The organism is Streptomyces sp. B8-7, assembly GCF_058833805.1.
Genome location: NZ_JBYRRL010000005.1, coordinates 479306 through 503110 on the forward strand (window position 1 = coordinate 479306; position 23805 = coordinate 503110).

The 23805-nt window shown below is 74.0% G+C and carries 18 protein-coding genes; 8 read left to right on the forward strand and 10 right to left on the reverse strand.

Translation table 11 applies throughout. The features are described from left to right. Window positions 1-936 carry a DUF4097 family beta strand repeat-containing protein gene (locus AC5K6T_RS26330; RefSeq protein ID WP_493212832.1) on the reverse strand — a complete coding sequence of 312 codons (936 nt, stop codon included), beginning with the start codon at window positions 934-936 and terminating at the stop codon, window positions 1-3. A 280-nt stretch (window positions 937-1216) separates the two neighbouring features. Here AC5K6T_RS26330 and AC5K6T_RS26335 point away from each other — a divergent pair, with 280 nt between their 5' ends. Continuing rightward, window positions 1217-2101 (forward strand): hypothetical protein, encoded by an 885-nt coding sequence (locus tag AC5K6T_RS26335; RefSeq protein ID WP_493212834.1) that lies wholly within the window; start codon window positions 1217-1219, stop codon window positions 2099-2101. A 616-nt stretch (window positions 2102-2717) separates the two neighbouring features. On the opposite strand, the gene AC5K6T_RS26340 is transcribed toward AC5K6T_RS26335, so the two are convergent. The 5 genes from AC5K6T_RS26340 to AC5K6T_RS26360 form a co-directional block, all read right to left on the reverse strand. Further along, window positions 2718-2897, reverse strand: coding sequence for a DUF6104 family protein (locus AC5K6T_RS26340; protein WP_003992906.1), 180 nt, complete (start codon window positions 2895-2897; stop codon window positions 2718-2720). A gap of 143 nt (window positions 2898-3040) precedes the next feature. After that, the gene (locus AC5K6T_RS26345) at window positions 3041-6838 is read right to left on the reverse strand and encodes a multifunctional oxoglutarate decarboxylase/oxoglutarate dehydrogenase thiamine pyrophosphate-binding subunit/dihydrolipoyllysine-residue succinyltransferase subunit (RefSeq protein WP_493212836.1); all 3798 of its coding nucleotides are present in this window, start codon (window positions 6836-6838) and stop codon (window positions 3041-3043) included. Between the two features lie 281 nt (window positions 6839-7119). Next, window positions 7120-8229 carry a HAMP domain-containing sensor histidine kinase gene (locus tag AC5K6T_RS26350; RefSeq protein ID WP_493212838.1) on the reverse strand — a complete coding sequence of 370 codons (1110 nt, stop codon included), beginning with the start codon at window positions 8227-8229 and terminating at the stop codon, window positions 7120-7122. Beyond that, entirely contained in the window at window positions 8226-8969 is a 744-nt protein-coding gene (locus tag AC5K6T_RS26355) for a response regulator transcription factor (protein WP_493212839.1), read from the reverse strand. Before AC5K6T_RS26355 ends, AC5K6T_RS26350 begins: the two co-directional genes overlap by 4 nt. 113 nt (window positions 8970-9082) lie before the next feature. Beyond that, window positions 9083-9808, reverse strand: a complete 726-nt coding sequence (locus AC5K6T_RS26360; protein ID WP_493212841.1) for a spermine/spermidine synthase domain-containing protein — start codon at window positions 9806-9808, stop codon at window positions 9083-9085. A 693-nt stretch (window positions 9809-10501) separates the two neighbouring features. Between AC5K6T_RS26360 and lon the strand changes: the two genes are divergently transcribed. Next, window positions 10502-12934 carry an endopeptidase La gene (gene lon / locus AC5K6T_RS26365; protein ID WP_493212842.1) on the forward strand — a complete coding sequence of 811 codons (2433 nt, stop codon included), beginning with the start codon at window positions 10502-10504 and terminating at the stop codon, window positions 12932-12934. 306 nt (window positions 12935-13240) lie between these two features. After that, entirely contained in the window at window positions 13241-13732 is a 492-nt protein-coding gene (locus tag AC5K6T_RS26370) for a MarR family winged helix-turn-helix transcriptional regulator (protein WP_493212843.1), read from the forward strand. Window positions 13733-13769: 37 nt separating this feature from the next. Here the strand turns inward: AC5K6T_RS26370 and AC5K6T_RS26375 are convergent, their stop codons facing one another. Continuing rightward, the gene (locus AC5K6T_RS26375; RefSeq protein WP_493212845.1) at window positions 13770-14558 is read right to left on the reverse strand and encodes a hypothetical protein; all 789 of its coding nucleotides are present in this window, start codon (window positions 14556-14558) and stop codon (window positions 13770-13772) included. Between the two features lie 382 nt (window positions 14559-14940). On the opposite strand from AC5K6T_RS26375, the gene AC5K6T_RS26380 reads away from it, so the two are divergent. The 5 genes from AC5K6T_RS26380 to AC5K6T_RS26400 all read left to right on the forward strand — a co-directional run bounded on the left by AC5K6T_RS26380 (window position 14941) and on the right by AC5K6T_RS26400 (window position 21002). Then, complete coding sequence (locus AC5K6T_RS26380; protein WP_493212847.1) at window positions 14941-18015, forward strand: sensor histidine kinase; 3075 nt, start codon at window positions 14941-14943, stop codon at window positions 18013-18015. Beyond that, window positions 18012-18515 (forward strand): roadblock/LC7 domain-containing protein, encoded by a 504-nt coding sequence (locus AC5K6T_RS26385; RefSeq protein ID WP_493212848.1) that lies wholly within the window; start codon window positions 18012-18014, stop codon window positions 18513-18515. The genes AC5K6T_RS26380 and AC5K6T_RS26385 overlap by 4 nt, the downstream gene beginning before the upstream one ends. Continuing rightward, the gene (locus AC5K6T_RS26390; RefSeq protein ID WP_493212850.1) at window positions 18512-18961 is read left to right on the forward strand and encodes a DUF742 domain-containing protein; all 450 of its coding nucleotides are present in this window, start codon (window positions 18512-18514) and stop codon (window positions 18959-18961) included. Before AC5K6T_RS26385 ends, AC5K6T_RS26390 begins: the two co-directional genes overlap by 4 nt. After that, a complete protein-coding gene (locus AC5K6T_RS26395; protein WP_493212852.1) occupies window positions 18942-19586 on the forward strand; it encodes a GTP-binding protein in 645 nt (214 codons plus the stop codon). The genes AC5K6T_RS26390 and AC5K6T_RS26395 overlap by 20 nt, the downstream gene beginning before the upstream one ends. 183 nt (window positions 19587-19769) lie before the next feature. Then, entirely contained in the window at window positions 19770-21002 is a 1233-nt protein-coding gene (locus tag AC5K6T_RS26400; RefSeq protein WP_493212854.1) for a styrene monooxygenase/indole monooxygenase family protein, read from the forward strand. Between the two features lie 12 nt (window positions 21003-21014). Here the strand turns inward: AC5K6T_RS26400 and AC5K6T_RS26405 are convergent, their stop codons facing one another. The 3 genes from AC5K6T_RS26405 to AC5K6T_RS26415 form a co-directional block, all read right to left on the reverse strand. Further along, on the reverse strand, window positions 21015-22226 hold the full coding sequence (locus tag AC5K6T_RS26405; RefSeq protein ID WP_493212856.1) for a C40 family peptidase: 1212 nt from the start codon (window positions 22224-22226) through the stop codon (window positions 21015-21017). A 312-nt stretch (window positions 22227-22538) separates the two neighbouring features. Beyond that, window positions 22539-22844, reverse strand: coding sequence for a DUF8847 domain-containing protein (locus tag AC5K6T_RS26410; protein WP_493212858.1), 306 nt, complete (start codon window positions 22842-22844; stop codon window positions 22539-22541). A gap of 10 nt (window positions 22845-22854) precedes the next feature. Beyond that, window positions 22855-23505 carry a TetR/AcrR family transcriptional regulator gene (locus AC5K6T_RS26415; RefSeq protein WP_493212860.1) on the reverse strand — a complete coding sequence of 217 codons (651 nt, stop codon included), beginning with the start codon at window positions 23503-23505 and terminating at the stop codon, window positions 22855-22857. Between the last annotated feature and the right edge of the window lie 300 nt (window positions 23506-23805).

The following is a 23805-nucleotide window of genomic DNA, read 5'->3' on the forward strand; positions in this document are numbered from 1 at the left end:
TCAGAGCACCTTCTTGTCGGTCGAGCCGTCGCCCTGGCCGGAGGTGGAAGGTCCGGTCCGGCCGGACCCCGCATTGTCCCCCGGGGCGGTCGGCGCCGTGGGCCGGGACGGCGGTTCCCACGGCGTGTCCTCGGCCGCGGGGCGGCGCAGCAGGGCGATCGAGCCGGAGACCGTGGTGGCCTTCAGGCTGCCGTTGCCCGCGCCGAGGCGGCCCGTGATGCGCTTGGCGCCCCACTGGCCGCTCACCCGGAGGTCCTCGAAGGCGTTGGAGACGGTGCCGCTCGCGGTGTTGGCCTCCACCTCGGCGTCCGCCGGATGCGGCAGCCGGATGGCGATCTCGCCGGAGACGCTGGTCAGGCTGATGTCGGTGGGGTGGCTTCCTGGGTCCAGGTCGACGACCATCGCCCCGCTGACGGAGTCGGCCCTGACCGAGGAGCCCGCCTCGACGACGGTCAGGTCACCGGAGACGGAGTGGAAACGCAGGTCGCCGGAGAGGGCCTGGGCCTCCAGGCTGCCGGAGACGGTGTCCGCGCGGACCGGGCCGGCGAGGCCGACCAGCGTGGTGTCGCCGGAGACGCCTCTGATCTCGGTGCGGCCGCCCAGCCCGGAGACCACGGCGGCGGCGGTGACCGCGCCGACCTCGACGCGGGTGCCCGCGGGCACGGCCAGGGAGACGACCGCGCTGCGCCGCCAGCCCTTGCGGTCGAGCCACTTCAGGAAGCCCTTCCAGGGCAGATCCTCGTACGCCACGGTCAGGATCCCGTCGCGGTGTGTCACCCGCAGGGGAGGCCCGTCCACGTCGGTCACCTCCAGCCGGGCGGAACCCTCGTCCCCGCCCACCACGTTGACCGCGCCGTTGACGATGCGTACCTGAAGCTCGCGGACGGGCTCGTCGAAGGTGAGCTTCGTGGGCTCGGCGACGGACCACTCGGACATGGTGCAGACCTCCTCGACCGGTCGACCGTCTCCGCGCCGGAGCGGTCGCTGTCGCATGACACGTCATATCGCGTCTCTTGTCATTCACGATATATCGTGGTCGGCCAAAGTCAAGACACTCTTTCCGGCGATCCGGCGATCCGGCGATCCGGCGATCCGGCGATCCGGCGATCCGGGTGAGATGGGTGAGATGGGGCGCAGCGAGGGCAGAGCGGCGGTGGAGGCGGGGGCGGGGGCGGACGGAGAGCTGGTCACGGGTGTTCTGTCCTAGCGTGTGAGCATGTCGACGGATGAGTCCCGCCCTGGTCCGCACGCTTCCGCAGCCCGCGCCCCGGGCGCCCTGCTGCTCTGCCGGGCGGACCCCGACTCCGTGGCCCCCGCCGCCCCGTTGCTGCGCGAACCGGTGCTGCTCGCCCGGGCCGGCGACGGCTGGAGCGTGCTCGTGCCCGGGGGCAGGCCGTGGCAGGACGGCGCGGAGCCGGTCGACCGCATGGTCACCGGGTGGGCCACGGCCCTCGCCGTCGCCACGTCCCGGCCGGTGCTCGCCCTGTGGTGGGACGCCGACCGCGGCGGCTACGCCCTCGGGTCCGGCTTCCGCCGTGGTGTGGGCTACGTCTGGCTCGCCGACGGCACCCCCGCCGGCGAGGACGAGGCCATGCGCACCTTCGCGGCCCGGCTCGGCCTCGACCCCGTGCTGGACATGGCGGCCCTCGACCGGCTGACCGAGCCGGACCGGGAGTCCGACGCCCGTGCCCGGCTACGGGGCCTCCTCGCGGTCCTCACCCGCTTGGGCGTGTCCCTGCCCGCCGGTCTCGCCCCGGGGGAACCCGTGGAAGGGCTGCGTGCCGCGGTCCGCGCCGAGCCCGGGGTGCGGGAGGTCGAGTGGCCGGGGTGGCGTGAGGCCGCCCGCCCGGAGCCGGCCGCCGTCGGGAGCGGTCCGCCCGGGCCTCCTCCCTTGCCCGTCTCCCGTCCGCCCGGGCCCCGCGCCCCGAGGGTCCCCGGACCGGTCCTGCGGGGCCTGGCCCTCGCCCAGATCGCCGCCGGGGTGCCGGTCGCGCTGTGGGGCCTCAGGCGCCGCAGCGGCGGCTGGATCGCCGCCGGGGCGCTCCTGCTGGCCCACGGAGGCCTCGGCCTGGCCCGCGCCGGCACGGTCCCGCAGGACTGAGCGGCCGGCCGGGGCGGAGGCGGGGCCAGGGACGGCCCCGCGGACGGCCCCGCGGACGGCCCCGCCCGGGACACCGCCTCGCCGACGGACGTACCGGGCCGGGCCGGGCCGGGCCGGGCGCCGGGTGGGGCCGGGGAACGATGCCGGTGCGAGACCCGGCGCCGGGGCCGACCATGGTCCGTCTCCGCTCCCGGTCCGTCTCCGGTCCCGGTCCGTCTCCGGTCCCGGTCCGTCTCCGGTCCCGGTCCCGGTCCCGGTCCGTTTCCGGTCCCGGTCCGGGTCCGTTCCGGTCATGGCCCGGCGCCGCCCACGTGAGGTCCGGCGGCCCTGCCCCGGGCCGGCCCGAGAGCCCGGCCTGCCGCAGGACGCGTGGCTCTCGTGACGCGTGGCTCTCGTGACGCGTGGCGTCCCCGGGACCCGTGGCGGAGCCGGGGTCGGGGGCGACCGCGGGATCCGACGGCAACCGGCCACCGGACGGCTTCCGGGCCTGCGGCGGCCCGGCCCTGCGGCGGCCTGCGGCGGCCCGGGCCTGCGGCGGCCCGGGCCTGCGGCGGCCCGGGCCTGCGGCGGCCCGCGGATCTGCGACGGTTCCGGGATCCGCGGAGGGGCCCGCCGCCTACTCGTCGTCCTCGTCGTCCAGCCGGGCCAGCCAGGTCGCCAGCCGTTCGACCGGCACCTCGAAGTCCGGGTTGAGATCGACGAAGGTCCGCAGCTGCTCGGCGAGCCACTCGAAGGTGACCTCTTCCTCGCCGCGCCGCTTCTCCAGCTCTTCGATGCCTCGGTCGGTGAAGTACACGGGTGTTCTCCTGGGGCTGGGCCTGGGGCCGCGGGGGTCGTACGTCTCAAGGTTATGCGGGCCGGGCGGCACGGACCGCGGGTGCCGGAAGGGCCCGGTCGCGAGGGTCACTCGCGGCCGGGCCCTTCCGGGGCGCCGGGGCCTCAGGCCTCGAACACCTCACGCACCAGCTGCTCCTGCTCGGCCTGGTGCCGCTTCGCGGAGCCCACGGCCGGGGACGAGCCGTGCGGGCGGGAGATGCGGCGCAGGCGCTCGCCGTGCGGGACGTCCGCGCCGACCGCCAGGTCCAGGTGGTCGATGAGGTTCAGGGCGATGAACGGCCAGGCGCCCTGGTTCGCCGGCTCCTCCTGGACCCACAGGTACTTCTCGGCGCCCGGGTACTTCTTGATCTCCTCCTGGAGCTCGGCACCCGGCAGCGGGTACAGGCGCTCGATGCGGATGATCGCGGTGTCCGTGGCGCCGCGCTTGACCCGCTCGGCCTCCAGGTCGTAGTAGACCTTGCCCGCGCAGAAGACGACCTTGCGCACGGCCGCCGGGTCCGCCGAGGCGTCGCCGATGACCGGGCGGAAGTGCCCGCTCGTGAACTCCTCCGCCTTCGACGCGGCCGCCTTCAGGCGCAGCATCGACTTCGGCGTGAACACCACCAGCGGCCTGTGGTGCGGGTTGTGCACCTGCCAGCGCAGGAGGTGGAAGTAGTTCGACGGCAGGGTCGGCATGGCGACCGTCATGTTGTTCTGCGCGCACAGCTGGAGGAAGCGCTCCGGGCGGGCGGACGAGTGGTCCGGGCCCTGGCCCTCGTAGCCGTGCGGCAGCAGCAGCGTGACACCGCTGGTCTGGCCCCACTTCTGCTCGGCCGAGGAGATGAACTCGTCCACGACCGTCTGCGCGCCGTTGACGAAGTCGCCGAACTGCGCCTCCCACAGTACGAGCGCGTCCGGGCGGGCCAGCGAGTAGCCGTACTCGAAGCCCATGGCCGCGTACTCGGACAGCAGCGAGTTGTAGACGTTCAGCCGCGCCTGGTCCTCGGAGAGGTACTGCAGCGGCGTGTACTCCTCGCCGGTGCTGCGGTCGATGATGACCGCGTGGCGCTGGCCGAACGTGCCGCGCTGCGAGTCCTGGCCCGCCAGACGGACCGGCACGCCCTCCAGCAGCAGCGAGCCGAAGGCCAGCGTCTCGCCCATGCCCCAGTCGATGGTGCCGTCCTCGACCATGGACGCCCGGCGCTGCAGCTGGGGCAGCAGCCGCGGGTGGACCGTGATGTGGTCGGGCACCGTGACCTGCGACTCGGCGATCCGCTTGACGACCTCCGCGGACACCGCGGTCGGCACCGTCGCCGGGAAGCCGTCCTGCGGGGCGTGGCCCTCGCCGGAGGCCGGCTGCGAGGTGACCTCGCGGACCTCGGTGAAGACCTTCTCCAGCTGGCCCTGGTAGTCCTGCAGCGCCTGCTCGGCCTCCTCCAGCGTGATGTCGCCGCGACCGATGAGGGACTCGGTGTACAGCTTGCGCACCGAGCGCTTCTTGTCGATCAGGTCGTACATCAGCGGCTGGGTGAAGGCCGGGTTGTCGGACTCGTTGTGACCGCGGCGGCGGTAGCAGATGAGGTCGATCACCACGTCCTTGTTGAACGCCTGGCGGAACTCGAAGGCCAGCCGCGCGACGCGGACCACGGCCTCCGGGTCGTCGCCGTTCACGTGGAAGATCGGGGCCTCGATCATCCGCGCCACGTCCGTCGCGTACATCGACGAGCGGGACGACTCGGGCGCGGCCGTGAAGCCGACCTGGTTGTTGATGACGATGTGGACCGTGCCGCCGGTGCGGTAGCCGCGCAGCTGCGACATGTTCAGGGTCTCGGCCACCACGCCCTGGCCCGCGAAGGCCGCGTCGCCGTGCAGCGCGATCGGCAGGACCGTGAAGTCCGTGCCGCCCTTGTTGATGATGTCCTGCTTGGCGCGGGCGACGCCCTCCAGGACCGGGTCCACCGCCTCCAGGTGCGAGGGGTTCGCGACCAGGGAGACCTTGATCTGCTCGCCGTCCAGGCCGGTGAAGGTGCCCTCGGCGCCCAGGTGGTACTTCACGTCGCCGGAGCCGTGCATCGACTTCGGGTCGAGGTTGCCCTCGAACTCGCGGAAGATCTGCGCGTACGACTTGCCGACGATGTTCGCCAGCACGTTCAGCCGGCCGCGGTGGGCCATGCCGATGACGACCTCGTCGAGGCGCGACTCGGCCGCCGAGTCCAGCACCGCGTCCAGCAGCGGGATGACGGACTCGCCGCCCTCCAGGGAGAAGCGCTTCTGGCCGACGTACTTCGTCTGCAGGAACGTCTCGAAGGCTTCCGCCGCGTTCAGCCGGCGCAGGATGCGCAGCTGCTCCTCGCGCTCGGGCTTGGCGTGCGGGCGCTCCACGCGGTCCTGGATCCACTTGCGCTGCTTGGGGTCCTGGATGTGCATGAACTCGATGCCGATGGTGCGGCAGTACGAGTCGCGCAGCACGCCCAGGATGTCGCGCAGCTTCATCAGGGACTTCCCGGAGAAGCCGCCGACGGCGAACTCGCGCTCCAGGTCCCACAGGGTGAGCCCGTGCTCGGTGATGTCCAGGTCGGGGTGCTTGCGCTGGCGGTACTCCAGCGGGTCCGTGTCGGCCATGACGTGGCCGCGCACCCGGTAGGAGTGGATCAGCTCGAAGACCCGGGCGGCCTTGGTGACGTCGTCGTCGTGCGAGGCGTCGATGTCCCGCAGCCAGCGGACCGGCTCGTACGGGATGCGCAGCGCCTCGAAGATGTCGTCGAAGAAGCCGCTCTGGCCCAGCAGCAGGTTCGCCACCTGGCGCAGGAACTCGCCGGACGCGGCCCCCTGGATCACCCGGTGGTCGTACGTCGACGTCAGCGTCATGACCTTGGAGACGCCGAGCTTGTTCAGCGTGTCCTGGGACGTGCCCTGGAACTCGGCCGGGTAGTCCATGGAACCGACGCCCATGATCACGGACTGGCCGGGCATCAGACGCGGGACCGAGTGGACGGTGCCGAGGCCGCCGGGGTTGGTCAGGGAGACCGTGACCCCGGTGAAGTCGTCCATGGTGAGCTTGTTGTCACGGGCGCGACGGACGATGTCCTCGTAGGCCTGCCAGAACTCGAAGAAGTTCAGCGTCTCGGCCTTCTTGATCGCCGCGACGACCAGCTGGCGGTCGCCGTTGGGCTTGACCAGGTCGATGGCGAGGCCGAGGTTGACGTGCTCCGGCTTGACCAGGGTGGGCTTGCCGTCCTTGAGCTGGTACGACCAGTTCATCGAGGGCATCGCCTTGATCGCCTGCACCATCGCGTACCCGATGATGTGCGTGAAGGAGATCTTCCCGCCGCGGGCCCGCTTCAGATGGTTGTTGATCACGATGCGGTTGTCGAACAGCAGCTTCACCGGGACGGCGCGCACCGAGGTGGCGGTCGGCATCTCCAGCGAGGCGTCCATGTTCTTGGCGACGGCGCCGGACGGGCCGCGCAGCGTCACGAACTCCGGACCGGCCGGGGCTCCGGCCGCCGGGGCGGCGGCGGGCTGTGCGGCGGCCGGCTTCGCCGGGGCCGCCTTCGCCGGGGCCGCGGCGGGCCTGGCCGGGGCTGCGGGCGCCGCGGCGGCGCCCGCGGGCTTCGCCGGGGCCGCGGCGGGCGCGGCGGCGGGTGCCTGGGCGGCGGCAGGAGCCGGAGCGGTCTCCGCGGCCCCCGCGGCCGCGGTACCCGCCGGAGCCTGGGACGCGGCGCCCCCGGGCTTGTAGTCGGCGAAGAAGTCCCACCAGGCGCGGTCGACCGAGTTCGGGTCCTGGAGGTACTGCTGATAGATCTCGTCGACGAGCCACTCGTTGGGACCGAACGCGGCCGCGGGGTTCTTGCCCGCGTGGTCGGTTCCCGCCCGGAGGGTGGAGGAGCTCGATGAGTTACTGGGGGACTGTGGCGACACGGCGGCAACCGCCCTCTTCCGCTTCACAAGGTGATGGACAGCGGGAATAAAGGCTACGCCTCCCGGAGCGGGAAGGTCAGGCCAGCCCCGTCCATCGTCGCGTAAGTCACATCGGAGACGGTGTTTCGGTGCCGTGAATGGCGGGAAACAAGCGTGGTTCCGGTCGGCTGGAGATGCGTCGATGCAGGTCCGTCGCCTGACCGGCGCGGACCTGTGCCTGATCACACGTGTCCGTCAGCGGGGACGCGCGTGGATCTTGGGACTCCGGTTCGAACCCTACGTCAACTTCCCGCGCTCGGGATCCCCGGAAGCATGACCAGGATCCGGCAACCCCGATCGGATTCGGCCACTCCGATCCGGCCGCCGTGCAGATCCACCGCCCAGCGCGCGATCGCCAGCCCCAGCCCCGTACCGCCGTCGCTGCCCGGACCGTGCGGCCGGCGCACCGCGCCCCGGTTGAACCGCTCGAAGACCCGGTGCCACTCCGACCTCGGGATGCCCGGACCCTCGTCCAGCACCTCCAGCTCCAGCGACTCCGGATACGCTCCCCGCCGCGCCCTGACCGTCACCCGTCCGTGCGGCGGGCTGTGCTTGACCGCGTTGTCGATCAGGTTCGCCACCACCTGGTGGATCCGCTCCGGATCCGCGTGCGCGGTCAGCTCCGGCGGCGACACGTCCAGATGCAGATGCACGTCCGTGCGCGAGTGGCTGCCCGACCCCGAGGCCACGCCCCCGCGCGCGGAGGCCACCATGCCGGCCTCCTTCAGCACCCCCGACAGGTACGGCCACACCTCGAAACGCCGCGTCTTCAGCGGCACCACACCGTTGTCCAGGCGCGACAGGTCCAGCAGCGTCTCCACCAGCCGGCCCAGCCGCTCCGTCTGGCGCAGCGCCGTCCGCATCGTCTCCGGGTCCGCCTGCGTGACCCCGTCGACGATGTTCTCCAGCACCGCCCGCAGGCCCGCGATCGGCGTCCGCAGCTCGTGCGAGACGTTCGCCACCAGCTCCTTGCGCTGCCGGTCCTGGGTCTCCAGCTCGTCGGCCATCACATTGATGGTCTGCGCCAGGTCGCCCAGCTCGTCCCGCCGGTTCTCCCGCACCCGGCGGGTGTAGTCGCCGTACGAGATCGACCGCGCGACCAGGTTCATCTCGTCCAGCGGGGCCGTCAGCGAGTGCGCCACGAACTGCGTGATCAGCAAGGTCGCGATCATCGAGAAGACCGTGATGAAGCGCAGCTCCGTCTTCGTGTGCACCGCGATCACCGACAGCCCCGTCGTGATCAGCACCGAGATGACGACCAGCGCGCCCAGCTTCGTCTTGATCGAGAACGGGCGTACGCCGCCCCAGGGGTCCCCGGGGCCTCTCCGCGCGGCCGGCCGCCCCCCGCTCACGACGCCGGCGTCTCCAGCGCGTAGCCCACACCGTGGACCGTACGGATCCGCTCGGCGCCGATCTTCCGCCGCAGCGCCTTGATGTGGCTGTCCACCGTCCGCGTCCCCGACGCGTCCGCCCAGTCCCACACCTCCGCCAGCAGCTGCTCCCGCGACAGCACCGCCCGCGGCGTGTTCGCCAGGCACACCAGCAGGTCGAACTCCGTCGGCGTCAGATGCACGTCGTCACCGCGCACCCGCACCCTGCGCTGGGCGTGGTCGATCTCCAGCTCGCCCAGCCGCAGAATGCCGCTCCTCGGGGTCGCCGCGGCCAGCGTCGCCCGCTCCACCCGGCGCAGCAGCACGTGCACCCGCGCCGCCAGCTCCCGCATCGAGAACGGCTTCGTCATGTAGTCGTCCGCGCCGACGCCCAGCCCGACCAGCATGTCCGTCTCGTCGTCACGTGCCGTGAGCATCAGCACCGGCACCGGGCGCTGCGCCTGGACCCGGCGGCAGACCTCCAGGCCGTCGAAGCCCGGCAGCATGATGTCGAGGATCAGCAGGTCCGGCTGCCAGGCCTCCGCCGTGTCGACCGCGGACGGTCCGTCGCCCGCGGTTTGCACGAGGAACCCCTCCGCGCGCAGGCGGGCCGCGATGGCGTCGACGATCGTCGCGTCGTCCTCGACCACCAGCACTCTGCGCTGAGCGCCCTGCGAGGCCGTGGCCGTGCCGTTGTTGTGCGAGGTGTGTGTCTGCTCCATCGCCCGCCCCTGAAGTGTGCTTTCCGGAATCCGTGGGGTGATCCCATGTCTGCGATTGACGCTTGAATGATCGGCGTCAGGGTTGCAGCGTACGGGGAGTCACCAAGGCTTTGCTATCCAGGCCGGACGCCGAGGTGGACGACGTCCGGAACGCCCCGGGCAACCGGGATCTCTTCGGTACGCACATGCCGGAATCCGGCATTCCGCAAGGTTTCCTCGAAAGCCCCCGAAGGCCGGGCCGACCAGACGGCCAGTACGCCGTCCGGCGTCAACACCCGTGCGCAGCCTGTCAGTCCGGTGATCGAGTACAGGGTCGCGTTGCCCTCCGTCACCGTCCAGCCGGGGCCGTTGTCGACGTCCAGGCAGAGCGCGTCGTACCGCGCGGACGTCTCGCGCAGGTGCGTGACCAGGTCCGCCTCGACCACCTCGGTGCGCGGGTCCCGCAGGGCCTGCTCGGACACGGACGCGAGGGGGCCCCGGCGGTGCCAGTCGATGACGGCGCGCTCCCGCTCGACCACGGTGATGCGGCCCCAGCGGGGGTTCGCCGCGGCGTGTGCGAGCGAGAAGCCCACGCCCAGGCCGCCCAGCAGCACGTGCGGTGCCGGGCGGGGGGTGAGGGCGGCCAGCGCGGCGTCCACGAGACGGCGCTCCGAGCGGCCGTCGGAGGTGTCCATCAGGAAGCAGCCGTTGACGATGATCTGGAGCAAACTCCCGTGGCGGCGCAGGACGGTCTCGCCGTGGGGGCCCTCGCGGCGGTCGAGCACCTGGGGCTCCGGCTCGGGGCCGGGGCCGGCTCCGGAGCCGGGTGGGGCGTGGAAGGCGTCGTGGGTCGGGGGCATCGGGCCATCGTGGCAGCTTCCTGACGGAACGGCTGCCTGATTTGCCGGGCGGCGGGGGTGAACAACCGGGGTGCGGGGAACTGGAGTTCACCCGGGTGGGGTGGCGGGGCGGGGGATCCGGGCAGCCCCGCGCCGCGGTGGTGGTCCCGGCGGGCGGCCGGGTGCGGGTGTGCCGGGAGGTCCGCGCGGTTGGCCGCGCCCCCTTTCGGGGGGCCTGCGGGGCGGTGTGCCGGCACGGCGCTCGTGCCTGCGTGGGGGACCGGCCTCGGTGGGTGGGCGCGGGTGCGCTGCGGTCCTCGCGCGGTTCCGCGCGCCCTGCGGCGGTGCGCGGTTCCGCGCGCCCCTGTGGCGGCCTGCCGGCGGCGGGTGGGTGCGGGTGTGCCGCGGCCCCCGCGCTTCTCGTGGGGCGGGGCCGCCCGGGGTGTCCGGGGGTGTCCGTCCTCGGGCCGGCGGTGGGGTGGGCCGGGGCGCGGGAGGGGGTGTCGCCGGCTGCTGCGGGCCCCGGCACGTCCCCTCGCCGCCGTGGCGGGCTCCCCGTCCGTCCGGGCGGTGGTCCCGGCCGTCGGGCCGTGGAGGACCTCCCGGTCGGGTGGCCGCACGGTGATCGCTGAGAGCGAACGGGCTCCGGGGAACATTGCGGGGAAGCTCTGCATTGAGTCGGTGTAGCTCAACTTGACTGCCGAAGGGGAGATCATGGCTGCTGAGTCCACGGCGTTCACACCGTCCGCTCTGCCTGTGCTGCCGCTCGACGACGAGGTCGTGCTGCCCGGGATGGTGGTACCGCTGGACCTCAACGACACGGACGTACGGGCCGCGGTGGAGGCCGCCCAGGCCGCCGCCCGCAGCGAGTCCGGCAAGCCCCGGGTGCTGCTCGTGCCGCGGATCGACGGCACGTACGCGGGCACCGGTGTGCTCGGCACCGTGGAGCAGGTCGGCCGCCTCGCCGACGGCGACCCGGGCGCGCTCATCCGCGGCCGCGCCCGGGTGAGGATCGGCGCCGGTACGACCGGGCCCGGCCGGGCGCTCTGGGTCGAGGGGACCCGTGTCGCCGAGGAGGTGCCCGAACCGCTGCCCGGCGGTGTCGCCGAGCTCGTCACCGAGTACAAGGCGCTGGCCACGGCCTGGCTGAAGAAGCGGGGTGCCTGGCAGGTCGTCGACCGTGTGCAGGCCATCGACGACGTCGCCGCGCTGGCCGACAACTCCGGATACTCGCCCTTCCTCACCACCGAGCAGAAACTCGAACTGCTGGAGACCGCCGACCCGGTCGCCCGGCTGAGGCTGGCCGCCCGCCAGCTCCGCGACCACCTCGCCGAGCAGGAGGTCGCCGAGACCATCGCCAAGGACGTCCAGGAGGGCGTCGACAAGCAGCAGCGCGAGTTCCTGCTGCGCCGCCAGCTGGAGGCCGTCCGCAAGGAACTGCGCGAGCTGAACGGGGAGAGCGGTACCGACCCCGCCGAGGAGTCCGACGACTACCGTGCCCGCGTCGAGGCCGCCGACCTGCCCGGGAAGGTCCGCGAGGCGGCCCTGAAGGAGGTCGACAAGCTGGAGCGGTCCAGCGACCAGTCGCCCGAGGGGGCCTGGATCCGCACCTGGCTCGACACGGTCCTGGAACTGCCGTGGAACGTCCGCACCGAGGACGCCTACGACATCCGCGGTGCCCAGGCCGTCCTCGACGCCGAGCACGCCGGCCTGGACGACGTGAAGGAGCGCATCACCGAGTACCTGGCCGTGCGCAAGCGGCGTACGGACCGGGGCCTGGGCGTCGTCGGCGGGCGGCGCGGCGGTGCCGTGCTCGCCCTCGTCGGGCCGCCCGGTGTCGGCAAGACCTCGCTCGGCGAGTCCGTCGCCCGCGCCATGGGCCGCAGGTTCGTCCGCGTCGCCCTCGGCGGCGTGCGCGACGAGGCCGAGATCCGCGGCCACCGGCGCACCTACGTCGGCGCGCTGCCGGGCCGGATCGTACGTGCCGTCAAGGAGGCCGGCTCGATGAACCCGGTCGTCCTGCTCGACGAGATCGACAAGGTCGGGTCCGACTTCCGCGGCGATCCCGCCGCGGCCCTGCTGGAGGTGCTCGACCCCGCCCAGAACCACACGTTCCGGGACCACTACCTGGAGGTGGAACTGGACCTGTCCGACGTCGTCTTCCTGGCCACGGCCAATGTCCTGGAAGCCATCCCCGAGGCCCTGCTGGACCGGATGGAGCTGGTCCGCCTCGACGGCTACACCGAGGACGAGAAGGTCGTCATCGCCCGCGACCACCTCCTGCCGCGCCAGCTGGAGCGGGCCGGTCTCGGCGAGGGCGAGGTCACGCTCGACGAGAGCGCGCTGCGCAGGCTGGCCGGCGAGTACACGCGCGAGGCGGGCGTGCGCAACCTGGAGCGGTCCGTGGCCCGCCTGCTCCGCAAGATCGCCGCACAGCACGAGCTGGGCGAGCGGGAGCTGCCCTGCACCGTCCGGGACGAGGACCTGCGCGCCCTGATCGGGCGTCCCCACCACGTGCCCGAGTCCGCCCAGGACCCGGCCGAGCGCCGCACCGCCGTGCCCGGCGTGGCCACCGGGCTCGCCGTCACCGGCGCGGGCGGGGACGTGCTGTTCGTCGAGGCCTCCCTGGCCGACCCGGAGACGGGCGCGTCCGGGCTCACCCTGACCGGCCAGCTCGGCGACGTCATGAAGGAGTCGGCGCAGATCGCCCTGTCCTTCCTCCGCTCCCACGGCGCCGAACTGGAACTGCCCGTCGGTGACCTCAAGGACCGCGGCGTGCACATCCACTTCCCTGCGGGCGCGGTCCCCAAGGACGGCCCGAGCGCGGGCATCACCATGACCACGGCCCTCGCCTCGCTGCTGTCCGGCCGACTGGTCCGCACCGACGTGGCGATGACCGGCGAGGTCTCCCTCACCGGCCGGGTGCTGCCCATCGGCGGAGTGAAGCAGAAGCTCCTCGCCGCCCACCGCGCGGGTGTGACCACCGTCGTCATCCCCAAGCGCAACGAGGCCGACCTCGACGACGTCCCGGCCGAGGTGCTCGACAGGCTCGACGTGCACGCCGTGACCGACGTCCGTCAGGTCCTGGAGCTGGCGCTCGCCCCGGCCGCCGGCCACGCGACGCCCGAGGTTCCCGCGGCGGCGTGACGGACGCCCGCGGGAGCAGGGCGAGGGCCCGGGTTCCGTGAGGGAGACCCGGGCCCTCGCCGCGGCCGGGTGCGGCCCGGCCCCTCGCCGCACCCGGCCGCGGCACCCCGTGGAACCGGCCGGGGCCGCAGGCCTCCGGCAGGCGGTGAGCGGCGGTGCGCACAAGCGCCGCACGCAGCCCCCGCCCGGGGACGGCCCTGCGCATGACGCGGCCGGCCCGGCCCTGCGAAATACTGAGCGAGCCGCGGCGATGTCCCGCCGTGGCGGAAACCTTCAGGACCGCGGAACCGAAGCAGGGGTGCTGACGTGCACGAGCACGCGAACGGCGGCGCACAGCCGGGCGAATCCGACACGTCGCCCCGTGGTGTGGACCAGGAGTTCCTGGCCCTGGAGCGCGAGCTGACGGTGTTCCTGCGCCGGGCCCGCGCCAACCAGGGCGAGATGGCCCGCGAGGTCCACCCCGACCTGGAGTCCTCCGCGTACGGCCTGCTCGTGCGCCTCGACGAGAGCGGAGCCCAGCGCGCCACCGACCTCGCCGCCTACGTCGGCGTCGGCAAGGCCACCATGTCCCGGCAGCTGCGGGCCCTGGAGGAGCTGGGCCTCGTCGCCCGCGAACCCGACCCCCTCGACGGCCGCGCCTGGCTCGTCCACCTCACCGGCGAGGGCCGCTCCCGCGTCGGCCGCGTCCGCGACGCCCGCCGCGCCCGCTACGTCAGCAAGCTCGCCCACTGGGACCGCCACGAGGTCGCCGAACTCGCCCGGCTGCTCCAGCAGCTCAACCGCGGCATGGAGCGGTAGGCGACCGCCTCCGCGCGGTGCCGGAGCGGGCCGGGGCTCACAGGTCCGCGAACACCACCGTCGCGTCGTCGTGGGTCTTGCTGCGGCCCAGAAAGGCCCGCCGCTCCGCGTCCGCCCCCTCCAGCTCGCGCACCCGCTCCACCAGGGCCCGTGCGCCGTCCTTGCGCAGGCGGCCGAGCAGGTCCGCCCAGTCGCCCTCGCGAAACGTCTCCGCCCAGCGGGCCGCCCCGTCCGTCAGCGCGGCCAGGGCCCGGACCCCGGCGAGCGGCACGCTGCCCGTCACAGCGCGTGAGGCCACCGCGGGGTCGGCGGCCGCCGTGAAGAATCCGCCCTCCTTGTTGCGGGCCCTGGCGTCGGCGACCTCGTCCGAGACCAGCAGTCCGCGCGGCAGGCGGTCGAGCCGGTCGTCCAGCACCGGGGTGACCGCGCCGTCGGGCGACTCCAGCAGCAGCGCCGAGTCCGAGAGCACCAGATACTCCAGCGTCCTCGCGTCCCAGCGGGCCAGGACCACCGTGGCCTGAGGTGTGCGGGGGTGAGAAAGGTCACAGGTTTGCGCATGGGCCCCGGCGGTACGGGCGATGGCCCGCGCGAGCACCCCGGTGAGCGGAACATCCGTGCGGGAAACGGTCAGTTCGGTCAGCGCGCCACCCAGCCGCGCCACGTACCAGGGGACGGAATGCAGACACCCGGTGTCGCCCTTCGGCGGCGTCACCCCGTCCAGCACCACCACCGAACCGCCCTTGCCGCAGACGGGTGTGCCGACGCCGGCGAAGTCCTCGTTGGGGCGGGCCGGGTCGCCGGGTTCCGAGACAACTTCCGTTCGCATCCGGCCAGTCTGCACGACCCCTTCACGTCCTTCGCCGAAGGCCCCCATGCACACCGGGGCCGGCGCACCGGCGCGGGCCGGGCGCCGGGTTTGGACCGGATTATCGCACTCCGACGACCCGTGGCGGCGAATCCTGCCAAAGCCCGCCGTCCACGTCCAACCGGCCCGCCGCGCACCCCTGTCGGACCGGCCGGGGGAACTTGCCCGCCAACTCCCTCCCGATGTTCACTCCTTCGGGTGGCGGGTCTGGTGATGCGCGACCACTGCCCACCGGCACTGGGAGGGTCTGGTAGCCGTAACCCGGTGTGTGCGCACCAGTTGCACCGATGGACGGAGCGTCACCCGGGCCCATGAGTACACGAGTACAGGAATGCGAGCACCGGTGCAGAAGACGCGGCCTCGGCGCACAGGCAGGCAGACGGCTCCCGACGAGGGCCCGCAGCAGCAGCCCGGCAGCCCGGTCGGCAAGGGGCGGCCCACCCATGTACGCAACCGGCTGATCGTCGCCGTGGCCGTCGTCGCGGCCGCGGTCGCCGCGGCGGGTGCCCCCTCCGTGCTCGCCGCCTCGACGCAGCTGAAGGACACCCAGGACCTGGTGACCCTGGCCGAGCAGACCAGGGAAGCACTCACCCTCGCCCACTCGCTCGCCGACGAACGCGACGAGGTCACCTCCTTCGTCGCCGCCGGACGCCCGGGGGACAAGGCGCCCTCGCAGGAGCGCGGCGCCCGGGTCGACCGCCAGGTCGAGGAACTGCGCGCCGACCCCGGCACCCCGGTCGCCCTGCGGGAGGACCTCGACGGCATAGCGGGGCTGCGCAGAGCGGCGCTCACCGGCAAGAGCAGTGCTCTCGAAACGCACGAGACGTACTCCGCCGCCATCGCCGAGCTGCACCGCCTCGCCGAGGACCTCGCCGAGCAGCTTCCGCCCCGGGCCGGCTCCGGCGCCTACGGCCTCGCCGAACTCGACGCCGCCGTCCAGCAGGCCGCCTCCACGCGCGGCCTGCTGCTCGCCGCGCTCGACGTGCCGCGCACCACGCGGACCGTGACCGACCCCTTCACCGGCCTGCCCGTCGAGACGACCGAGACCTCCGACGCCGACGCCGAGCAGCGCGACGCCCTGACCGCCGCCGCCCAGCAGGCCCGGCTCCGCTCGGACGCCGCCCTCGCCGACTTCCGCGACACCGGCACCGGCAAGGCCCGCACCTCCTACGACTCCACCGTCACCGGCCCCGAGGTGAACGCCGCCGAGAAGTACCTCGCCGCCCTCACCGACGCGCCCACCCTCACCGAGGACGAACTCGGCACCAGCCGCGAGAAGCTGGACGCCGCCCTGTCCGCCCGGATCGAGACCATGCGCGGCGTGGAGTCCGCCCTCTACAACCAGCGCGTCCGCGACCTCGCCCAGCTCCGCGACGACGACGTCACCGCACTGGAGATCCGCTTCGCGGTCCTGGGCGCCCTGGTGCTGCTCACCGTCGGTGTCGCCACCGCGCTGGCCCGCACCCTCACCCGCCCCCTCGCGGTGCTCCGCCTGGGCTCCCAGCGCCTCGCCGAGGCGGCGGAGCCGGCCGCCGAGGAGCCGGTGAGGTTCACCGGCCGCAACGACGAGTTCGCCCAGGTCGTCCGCTCCGTCAACACCCTGCACGCGCAGGCCGTGGCGCTGCACGAGCGCCTCGCCACCCTGGAGGCCGACCGCCGGCACCTCGTCGGCGAGCGGCAGAGGATGGCCGACGCCCGCGAGGAACTGCGCACCGAGCTGGCGGGTTCCGCGGCGGAACTGGAGCGGCTGCGCACCAGCATCGGCTCCACCTTCGTCAGTCTCGCCCTGCGCACCCTCGGCCTCGTCGAGCGGCAACTCTCCGTCATCGAAGGGCTGGAGGAGCGCGAGCAGGACCCCGAACGGCTCGCCACCCTGTTCAAGCTGGACCACTTCGCCACCGTCATGCGGCGGCACAGCGAGAACCTTCTCGTCCTCGCCGGCACCGAGCACGTCCAGCAGAGCGCGCACCCCGTCCCGCTCGTCGACGTGGTCCGCGCCGCGGTCAGCGAGATCGAGCGCTACGAACGTGTCCGCATCGCCGCGCTGCCCCCGCACGCGCACGTGGCGGGCTTCGCCGCGGACGACCTCAGCCACCTGCTGGCCGAACTCATGGAGAACGCCACCTCGTTCTCCCCGCCCGACCTGCCCGTCGAGGTCTCCGCCTGGCTGCTGGAGAACGGCGAGGTGATGCTCTCCGTCCAGGACGAGGGCATCGGCATGGCCGGCGAGCGCCTGACCCGGCTCAACTCCCGCCTCGCCGACTTCGACCCGGACACCCCCTACGACCAGGAGGGCGAGGACGGTCTGGGCCTCGGCCTGTACGTCGTCGCCCGCCTCGCCCACCGGCACGGCGCACGGGTGCAGCTGCGCGAGCAGAAGCAGGGCGGGATCGCCGCCGTGGTCGTCGTCCCGACGGCACTGCTCGCCGCCGCGCCCCAGGCCGCCGTCCCGGCCGGCGACCCCGCGTCCGGCGGCAGTCTCTCCTTCTCGCTGCCGGGCGCCGACGCCGAGGCCAACTCCAACCTCCTGCCGGGCCGTCCGGCCGACGGCACCGACCCGCTGGTCCGCGCCGCGGAGCAGGCCGTACGGGAGTCGGGCGCACCGGAGCAGGCCGTACGGGAGTCGGGCGCACCGGAGCAGGCCGCACGGGAGTCGGGCGTACCGCAGCAGGCCGTGCGGGAGCAGGCCGTGCGGGAGCCGGGCGCACCGGAGCAGGCCGCACACGAGGCGGCCGCCCGGTCCGGACCCGCCGTACCGGGGCAGGGCGCGGGGGAGCCCGGCCTGCCCGGTGCCGGCGTTCCCGGGACTGCCTCATCCGGTGCTGCCTCATCCGATGCTGCCGCACCGGCCGCCGCGGCACCCGGCGGGGCCGTCTCCGGGTCCGCCGTACCGCCGTACACGCAGGGCTTCGTCCAGGTGCCGCCGCCGCGGGACTCCGTTGAGTCCGCCCCCCGGTCCGAGACCCTCTCCGAGACGACCATGGAGCTGCTGCTCCCGGACCCGGCGCCGCAGGAGCCCGCCGAGCACGGCCGGGTGCCCGACGGCGCGGCGTCCGGCCATCCGGTGCCCGACGGCCCGGTGCCCGCCGGCCCGCCGTCCGACCGCCCGGTGCCCGTCGGCCCGCCGTCCGACGACCAGGACGAGCGGCTCACCGACAAGGGCCTCCCCAAGCGCACCCCGAAGATCACCGCTCCGGCCCAGGCCCCGCGCCGGCGCGAGGCGTCCGTGGACGCCGAGGCACTGCGCCGCAGGCTGGGCGGCTTCCGCCGGGGGGCGGAGGCCGGCCACCGCGAGGTGGCGGCGGAGCTCGCCGAGCACACCGCGCGCACCCGCACGCCTGCCGCAGGACCCGCACGAGAAGCACATGCACCAGCCGATGAATCCACGGGGGGCACAGCCGAGGAGGCAAGCAGTTGACCGCGCCCAGTACCTTCGGTCTGAGCAGTGAGGCACGCAATCTGCACTGGCTGCTGACCAACCTGGTCGAGGAGGTGCCCGGCCTCCTCTCCGTCGCCGTGGTCTCCTCCGACGGCCTGCTGCTCCTCTCCTCCGACCCGGGGAGGATCGAGGCCGCCCGCGAGGCGTCCGAGGGCCGGCCGGCCGGCCCTCGCGGCTCCTCCGCCGACCTGGCCACCGTCGTCTCCGGGATCGGCAGCCTGACCGTGGGCGCCGCCCGCCTGCTGGAGTTCGGCGGCGTCCGGCACACCATGGTCGCGATGGAGGAGGGCAGCCTGTTCGTGATGTCCATCAGCGACGGCTCCCTGCTCGGTGTGCACGGCTCCGCGGACTGCGACATGAGCGTGGTGGCGTACCACATGGCGCTCTTCGTCGGCCGGGCCGGCCATGTGCTGACCCCCGAACTCCGCAGCGAACTGCGCCGGTCCCTGGAGACCGAGACCGCGGGGAGCGACCGATGACCGACGCCGCGCGCAAACGCCTCCCGGTGCGCGGCGGCGACCGCAAACCGGCCCGGGTCCGCCCCTACTCGCTCACCGGCGGCCGCACCCGCTTCGGCCATGTGCTCCTGGTGGAGACGTTCGTCGCCAGCACGGCCGCCCTGGAAGGGCCCCAGGAGCGCCGGGAGCTGGCCGGGAGCGCCGCCCCCGTGCTGGGCGGCGGCCCCGCCCCGAGCAGCCGGGTCATGCCGGAGATGCGCGCCATCGTCGAACTGTGCCGCCGGATGCGCACGGTGGCCGAGATCGCCGCGCTGCTGAAGATGCCGCTCGGTGTCGTCCGCGTGCTGCTGAGCGACCTGGCGGACCAGGGAAAGATCCGCGTGTACGGCACCGGCACCGGCCACGGCACCGGCCGGCCGGACCGGGCACTGCTCGAAAGGGTGCTGAGTGGACTCCGTCGTCTCTGACGCCGCCTCCTCCTTGGGCGTCACCCCGCTCGTCGAAGCCGACGAGGACCTGAAGGCCTGGCAGACGGACCGCACCCGTGCGCCCATCGCCACGAAGATAGTGGTGGCCGGCGGCTTCGGCGTCGGCAAGACCACCCTCGTCTCCGCCGTCTCGGAGATCACGCCCCTGCAGACGGAGGCGCTGATGACCGAGGCGAGCGAGGACACCGACGACCTCACCGCCACCCCGGGCAAGCTCACCACCACCGTGGCGATGGACTTCGGCCGCATCACCCTCGACGACGACCTGGTGCTCTACCTGTTCGGCACGCCCGGCCAGCAGCGGTTCTGGTTCATGTGGGACGACCTGGTGCGCGGCGCGATCGGCGCCGTCGTGCTGGCCGACACGCGCCGGCTGAAGGACTGCTTCCCCGTTCTCGACTACTTCGAGAGCTGCGGCATGCCCTACGTCGTCGCCGTCAACCACTTCGACGGCACCGAGCGGTTCGAACCGGAGGACGTCCGGGAGGCGCTCACCGTCCCCGCGCACGTCCCCGTGATGATCATGGACGCCCGGCGCAGGGTCTCGGCGATCGAGACCCTTCTGGCCCTGGTGGGCCACGCCCTCGACGAAACGCCCGAGTAGCCCCGAGCAGCCCCGAGCAGCCCCGGGCGGGCAGCCCGGAGCACCCCGGAGCACCCCGGGAGCGGCCTCCCGGGCGGCCTGCGGACCCCTTCCCGGGCAGCCCGGAGGGCAGCCCCCGGACGGCAGGCCCGGACAACCGCCTTCGGCCCCCCGAGAAGTCCCTCTCCTAGGAGCAGCACCCGCATGCGGAAGATACTCGTCGTCGGAGCCGGCCAGTCCGGTCTCCAGCTCGCCCTCGGCCTCCAGTCGCACGGGTACGAGGTCACCCTGATGTCCAACCGGACCGCGGACGAGATCCGCTCCGGCCGGGTCATGTCGACCCAGTGCATGTTCCACACGGCGCTCCAGCACGAGCGCGACCTGAAGCTGAACTTCTGGGAGTCCCAGGCTCCGAGGATCGAGGGTCTCGGCGTGTCCGTCGCCGGCCCCGAGGCGCAGCGCGCGGTGGACTGGGTCGGCCGGCTCGACGGCTACGCCCAGTCCGTGGACCAGCGGCTGAAGATGGCCGGCTGGATGGACGCCTTCGCCCAGCGCGGCGGCCAGCTCGTCATCCACGGCGCGGCCGTCTCCGACCTGGACTACTTCGCCCGCGCCTACGACCTCGTCCTGGTCTCCGCGGGCAAGGGCGAACTGGTCGGGATGTTCGGCCGGGACGCCTCGCGCTCCCCGTACGCCGAGCCGCAGCGGGCCCTCGCGGTCGCCTACGTGCACGGGCTCGGACCGCGCCCGGAACACCCCGACTTCGACGCGGTGCGCTGCAACCTCGTCCCCGGCGTGGGCGAACTGTTCGTGATGCCCACCCTCACCACCTCCGGACGGGCCGACATCCTGTTCTGGGAGGGCGTGCCCGGCGGCCCGGTGGACGTCTTCCAGGGCGTCAAGGACCCCAGGGAGCACCTCTCGCTGACCCTGGAGCTGATGGAGAGGTTCCTGCCCTGGGAGTACGCGCGCGCGACCGGGGTCGAACTGACCGACGCCGGCGGCACCCTCGCCGGGCGCTACGCGCCGACCGTGCGCAACCCGATCGGGCGGCTGCCCGGCGGTGGACTGGTGCTCGGGGTCGCCGACGTGGTCGTCGCGAACGACCCGATCACCGGCCAGGGCTCCAACTCCGCGTCCAAGTGCGCGGCCGCCTACCTCGACGCGATCCTCGAACACGGGGACCAGGAGTTCGACGCGGCCTGGATGCAGGCGACGTTCGACCGGTACTGGGCCACCGCCCAGCACGTCGTGAAGTGGACCAACGCGATGCTCGCGCCGCCGCCGGAGCACGTGCTGAACCTCATCGGGGCGGGCGGCCCGCTCCCCGCCGTGGCCCAGCGCATCGCCAACGGCTTCGACGACCCGGCGGACTTCGAGAACTTCTTCTTCGACCCGGAGAAGGCGGAGGCCTATCTGGGCTCCCTCGCCCCCTGAGCCGCGGTCCCCTCAGCCGGACGACGGGCCGGGCACCCCGGGACCCGCCTCGGATCCGGCCCCGGGACTGCTGCCGGGGCCGGCCCCGGGGCGGACCGCGCCGAGGATCGGCAGGGACGCGATCGGGGCCACGGTCACCGACTCCCCGGTCCGCGGCGCGTGCACGATCATGCCCTCGCCCAGGTAGAGGGCGACATGTGTGGCCTCGGGGTGGTAGACCACCAGGTCGCCGGGGCGCAGCCCGGCCAGCGGGACGTGCGGGAGGCGGGCCCACTGCTCCTGGCTGGTGCGCGGGATGGGCGTGCCCGCGGCGGCCCAGGCCTGCGAGGTCAGGCCCGAGCAGTCGTAGCTGCGCGGGCCCTCTGCGCCCCAGGCGTAGGGCTTGCCGACCTGCTGCACGGCGTAGCGCAGGGCCCGGTCGCCCGCCGGGGTGGACTCCGGCGAGGCGGCGGGGGCGCCCGGCGCGGCCATCACCTCGCGCTGGGCCCGGTCGATGCCGTCCTTCTCGGCCGCGGCCACGGCGGACAGCTGCCGCGCCGTGAGCGACGCCAGCAGCCGCTCGACCTCCGCCAGCCGGCGGTCCACCTCCTCGTGGCGCTTCCTGCGCTCGCCCGCCAGGGAGAGCCGGCGGTCCAGGGCCCTGCGCGCCTCGCGGGCCAGCCGCTCGGCCCGGCGTTCGGTGCCGGTGAGGCGGCCGACGGTCTCGGCGCGGCCCCGGGCGAGCCGGCCGATGACACGGCCCTGGTCGAGCGCGTGCTGCGGATCACGGGCCAGCAGCAGCCGGACGTACGGTGAGATGGCCGAGCTGGACTGGTACTGCTGGCGGGCCAGTCGTCCGGCGGCGCCCCTGCTGTCGTGCAGGGACAGGCGGGTGCGGGCGAGTTCGGCATCGAGCCGGGCGACCTCGGCGCGCTGCCGCCCGAGCTGCTCGTCGGCGGCGTTGTAGGCCTCGGTGGCCCGCTCGGCCTCGTGGTAGAGCCGCTGAAGGTCCGTCAGCAGTGCGGCGACCGAACGGTCCCGGGCGGGGGCGGCCGCCGTGCCGCCGGCGTCCCGGCCGGGGGCATCGGACCGGGCCGCCCCGGCGCCGGACGCCGTCGGGGCCTCCCGCGAGCCGGGGCCGGCCGGACCGGACGGCAGCGGTGCGGGCGCCCGCCCGTCCCGCGTCTGCCCGTCCCGCGTCTGCCCGTCCCGCGTCTGCCCGTCCCGCGCCCGCCCGTCCGGCATCCGCCCGTCCCGCGTCCGTGCGGGGGACGTCGGTGCGCCGGATGCCCGTGCGCCGGCCGGCCGCGGGTCCGGTGCGGCCGCCGCGGGGGCGTCCGGTGCCGGGGCGGCGGCCGGTGCTGGGGCGGCCGGGGCCGGGGCCGCCGCCGAGAGGACGGCCTGGGCCGCCACCGCCGCCGTACAGACCAGTCGCAGAAGCCTTCCTGACACGCCATCACCTCCGGTCCGCGAGGAGCGGTCCCGCTCCGCACCGCGAGCATGGGGCGGGCTCCTCGGGGCGCGCGCGTCAGGCGTGGGCGGGGTGGCGCAACGCCGTCACCCGTGGGTGTCGTCCGGGGTGTCGCCCGGCGTGGCGGGTGGCTTCGACCAGGGCAGCCGCCGCCGGGCGCCGCCCCGGTCGCCCTGCGGGTCGTAGGTGTACTTCCAGCGGTCGCGCAGGCCCACGTGGCGGCCGCCGCGCCGCGGCACGCGCCGGTAGACCAGCACGGTCGGCTCTCCCCCGGCCGGGTCGGGCACGGGGATGCGGTAGGTCTTGGGCGGGTGGCCGGTCATGCCGAGCAGCACCGGCAGCACCCGGCCGTCCATCGGCCCGCCCTCGAACGGGGTGTCTTCGCTCTTCACCCCACCAGTGTCAGCCATGTGCCGCGGCGAGCGCGGTCACGATCTCCTCGGTCTGGGCGTCCCGCCGGGCGGTCACCGCGAGCATCGCCACGAACTGCTCGACCAGCCAGTCCCGCAGCTCCTCGACCGGCGGCTGCTTGTCCTCGTCGAGCCAGATCAGGGAGGCCGCCTCCACGGCCGTGATCCAGGTCCGCACCGTCATCCGCAGCCGCGGCCCGGGGGCGGCGGCGCCGAGGTGGCTGAGGATGTGCCGGGCCGCGTTGCGCCGCACGCCGTCGACGATGGCGGTGGTCCGGGAGGTCTCCACCACGCTGCCGCCCTGGAGCAGCGCGCTGAACCCGGCGTCGTGCTGGTCCACGAAGGCGAGGTAGCGGTCCAGGGCCCGGCCGAGGCGAGGCAGCAGCGGACCCACCCGGGGCTCGTCGAAGCAGTGCTGGAGCTCCTCGGCCGCGGAGCCCAGCGCGGCCTCGTACAGCTGCTGCTTGCCGCCGGGGAAGTAGCGGTACACCAGCGGGCGGGAGACGCCCGCGGCCTCCGCCACGTCGTCCAGGGAGACGTCCTCGGGCGCCCGGTGAGCGAAGAGGGAGAGGGCCGCCTCCAGAAGCTGGCTGCGGCGCTCCTCGACGCTGAGGCGGCGGTAGGCGGGCGCGGAGGGGGTCATGGGTGCAGCGTAGTCGCCGGGGTGCGGGCAGGGAGTGCGGGAGTGCGCCGATCCACGCGCCGAGGACGAGGCCCGTGGCGGGGCCCTCGGCCGAGGCCCCTGAGGTGGGCCCCTGAGGTGGGCCCCTGAGGTGGGCCCCTGAGGTGGGGCCCTGAGGTGGGCCCCTGAGGTGGGGCCCGGCCGCGGGGGCGTGGCCGGGCCCCGGGGACCGCTCCCGCTCGCGCGGAGCGGGGGCGGTCCCGGCCCTGTGGCGCCCGGACCGGGACGGCAGCCGGAGGCCGGTCCCGCCCGGTCCGGTCC

Bases quoted from the DNA above. Each gene is read 5' to 3' on its own strand.
- lon (WP_493212842.1), top strand. From the start codon at position 10,502: ATGGCTGCTGAGTCCACGGCGTTCACACCGTCCGCTCTGCCTGTGCTG.
- AC5K6T_RS26330 (WP_493212832.1), bottom strand. From the start codon at position 936: ATGTCCGAGTGGTCCGTCGCCGAGCCCACGAAGCTCACCTTCGACGAG.
- AC5K6T_RS26355 (WP_493212839.1), bottom strand. From the start codon at position 8,969: ATGGAGCAGACACACACCTCGCACAACAACGGCACGGCCACGGCCTCG.
- AC5K6T_RS26400 (WP_493212854.1), top strand. From the start codon at position 19,770: ATGCGGAAGATACTCGTCGTCGGAGCCGGCCAGTCCGGTCTCCAGCTC.
- AC5K6T_RS26415 (WP_493212860.1), bottom strand. From the start codon at position 23,505: ATGACCCCCTCCGCGCCCGCCTACCGCCGCCTCAGCGTCGAGGAGCGC.
- AC5K6T_RS26335 (WP_493212834.1), top strand. From the start codon at position 1,217: ATGTCGACGGATGAGTCCCGCCCTGGTCCGCACGCTTCCGCAGCCCGC.
- AC5K6T_RS26375 (WP_493212845.1), bottom strand. From the start codon at position 14,558: ATGCGAACGGAAGTTGTCTCGGAACCCGGCGACCCGGCCCGCCCCAAC.
- AC5K6T_RS26405 (WP_493212856.1), bottom strand. From the start codon at position 22,226: ATGCCGGACGGGCGGGCGCGGGACGGGCAGACGCGGGACGGGCAGACG.
- AC5K6T_RS26360 (WP_493212841.1), bottom strand. From the start codon at position 9,808: ATGCCCCCGACCCACGACGCCTTCCACGCCCCACCCGGCTCCGGAGCC.
- AC5K6T_RS26390 (WP_493212850.1), top strand. From the start codon at position 18,512: ATGACCGACGCCGCGCGCAAACGCCTCCCGGTGCGCGGCGGCGACCGC.